General features: G+C 62.8%; 3 protein-coding genes. 2 read left to right on the top strand and 1 reads right to left on the bottom strand.

Going from position 1 to position 2807, the window contains the following annotated elements; translation table 11 throughout:
• Together AC2VNK_RS06140 and polX are read left to right on the top strand one after the other, a co-directional pair.
• A partial coding sequence (locus tag AC2VNK_RS06140) for a phosphoribosyltransferase (RefSeq protein ID WP_486883184.1) occupies positions 1-464 on the top strand: 464 nt, incomplete at its 5' end.
• Between the two features lie 2 nt (positions 465-466).
• On the top strand, positions 467-2197 hold the full coding sequence (gene polX, locus AC2VNK_RS06145; RefSeq protein ID WP_486883185.1) for a DNA polymerase/3'-5' exonuclease PolX: 1731 nt from the start codon (positions 467-469) through the stop codon (positions 2195-2197).
• A 22-nt stretch (positions 2198-2219) separates the two neighbouring features.
• Here the strand turns inward: polX and AC2VNK_RS06150 are convergent.
• The coding region (locus tag AC2VNK_RS06150; protein WP_486883186.1) for a dienelactone hydrolase family protein at positions 2220-2807 on the bottom strand (588 nt) is incomplete at its 5' end.

Below are 2807 nucleotides of genomic sequence, written 5' to 3' on the forward strand. Positions count from 1 at the left end.
AATACGCCATAGGCGCCGTCGATGAAGATGGGCGGATATGGACCGATCCCATGGCCAGTCGCCTGGGTATCGACGCGCAGTACATTCGCGACGAAGCGGCCCGGCAACTGGAGGTGATCAAAGCGCGGCGCACGCAATACACGCCGATTCACCCGGCCATCGATCCCCAGGGCCGTATCGTTATTGTGGTTGACGACGGCGTCGCCACCGGCGCTACTCTGGGGGCTGCATTGCGTCTCCTTCGCCAGCAGCGACCTGCCCGCCTGATCGCCGCTTTTGCCGTGGCCCCTCCCGACACCATCGCGCAGTTGCGCCCCCTCGCCGATGATCTCGTTTATTTGGCGGCCCCGAAACCATTTTATGCGGTGGGCGAGTTCTTTACAGACTTCCGTGAAGTCAAGGACGAAGAGGTGCTGGAGATTTTGCGCGCAACATCGCCCAGGCAGGAACCGGAGCAGCCATAAACATGCCCATTCTCAATTCTGATATTGTCCACATCTTCGACGAAATCGCCGATCTTTTGGAGATTGAGGACGCCAATCCCTTCCGGGTACGCGCCTACCGCAATGCCGCCCGTCTCGTACAAGGCCTGAGCAGCGACGTCAAGACCATGGTAGAGGCCGGTGAAGACCTCACCGAGCTGCCCGGCATCGGCGACGACCTGGCTAAAAAAATCATCGAGATCGTTACCACGGGCCACTGCTCCTTTCTCGAAAAACTGGAAAAACAGACCCCGCCGGCATTGACGGAGCTGCTCAAGGTGCCGGGCCTTGGACCTAAGCGGGTCAAGGCGCTTTGGCATGAACTGGACGTGGAGACCGTGGACCAGCTCACCCGCGCCGCCCGGGAGGGGCGCATTCGCAGTGTCCCCGGTTTTGGCGAGAAGACCGAAACGCGCATCCTGGAAGCCCTTCAGGCCCAGATCGCCGCCGTTCCCCGTTTCCCTATCGCCATCGCCGCCCCGTATGCAGCCGCCCTGGTCCACTACCTGCAGAACATACCCGGCGTGCGGCGGGTGGTGGTGGCCGGCAGCTTCCGGCGTGGCAAGGACACGGTGGGCGACCTGGATATACTGGCTACGGCCACTGCCGACAGTCCGGTGATGGAGCGCTTCACCGCCTATGAGGACGTGGCGGAAGTCCTCTCCCAAGGCACTACCCGGGCCACCGTCATCCTGCGGAACAAACTCCAGGTGGACCTACGCGCCGTGGACGAATCCGCCTATGGTGCCGCCCTGCATTATTTCACCGGCTCCAAGGCCCACAACATCGCCATCCGCCGCATGGGTCAGGATATGGGTCTGAAAGTCAACGAATATGGGCTTTTTCGCGGGAAAGAACGTATTGCCGGCGAAACGGAGGAATCCGTCTACGCCGCTGTCGGCCTGCCCTATATTGAGCCGGAACTGCGGGAGAACCGCGGCGAAATCCAGGCCGCCCGCGCCGGACATTTGCCGAAACTGGTGGCGATGGGCGATTTGCGCGGCGACCTTCACGCCCACAGCAAGGCCAGCGATGGTCACTATAGCGTGCGGGACATGGCTGCGGCGGCCAAGGCCGCAGGTCTGGAATATCTGGCTATCACCGAGCACAGCCGCCACCTGACCGTCGCCCATGGCCTCGACCCGGTGCGTTTGCGCCGGCAGCTGGACGAGATTGATGCCCTTAATAGGGGACTCGATGGCATCACGCTCCTCAAGGGCATAGAGGTGGACATCCTGGAAGACGGCAGCCTGGATTTGCCCGACGGTATCCTGGGTGACCTGGACCTGGTAGTGGCTGCGGTGCACTACCGGTTCGATCTGCCCAGGGGCAAACAAACCGCACGCATCCTCAAGGCTATGGACAGCCCCCATTTCACCATCCTCGCCCACCCCAGCGGGCGGCTCATCGGCAGCCGGGAAGCCATGGATGTGGACATGCCCCGCATCATCCGCCATGCGCGCGAGCGGGGCTGCTTTCTGGAGATAAACGCCCAGCCCGAGCGCTTGGATCTCGTCGACATACATGCCCGGATGGCCAAGGAAGAAGGGGTGCTGCTGGCCGTCAATTCCGATGCCCACAGCATTCACGACTTCGACAACCTGCATTTTGGCCTACAGCAGGCGCGGCGCGGCTGGCTGGAGAAGAAAGACGTGCTCAATACGAGGACCCTCAAGGCGTTGCGGCCACTGCTGGCGGCGACCATGAGCAGCTAGGCCGACGCGTGCAGGACCTGTTTCACCGCCCTATCCCATCGGCGGCTCCGGCTGCGGCTTTGAAATGGCGCTGAAACCACTCCAGGGCCAGGCGGGCCGCCGCTTCCAGCGTCCCTCGTTCCTCAAAGAGATGGGTGGCGCCGGGGACAATGGCCAGTTCCTTCTCCGCCCGCAAAGCGGCGAAAGCCTGCTCATTCAGGCCAATCACCACATCGTCTAAGCCGCCGACAATAAGGAGGGTGGGCGCTTTTACCTGGGTGATGGCGGGACCGGTGAGATCGGGTCGCCCGCCGCGGGAAACCACCGCAGCGATAGCGTCACCAAACTGGGCGGCAGCGCGCAGGGCCGCCGCAGCGCCGGTGCTGGCGCCGAAATAACCCAAGGGCAGGCCCGCCGCCCCCGGCTGTCGCTGTGTCCAACGGGTGGCTAACGCCAGGCGCTCGCTCAGCAGACCGATGTCGAAGCGGGTGGCGTAGACCCTGTCCTCCTCTTCACTCAGCAGATCAAAGAGCAAGGTACCAATACCGCCATCAAGCAGTATCTGTGCCACGTAATTGTTCCTGGGGCTCAGGCGGCTGCTGCCGCTGCCGTGGGCGAAGAGCACCAGACC

The sequence above is a fragment of the Acidithiobacillus sp. TH-A35 genome, from assembly GCF_057473505.1.

What these genes read in the sequence shown, in the direction of transcription:
- polX (WP_486883185.1), top strand. Translation starts at nt 467, where the DNA reads ATGCCCATTCTCAATTCTGATATTGTCCACATCTTCGACGAAATCGCC.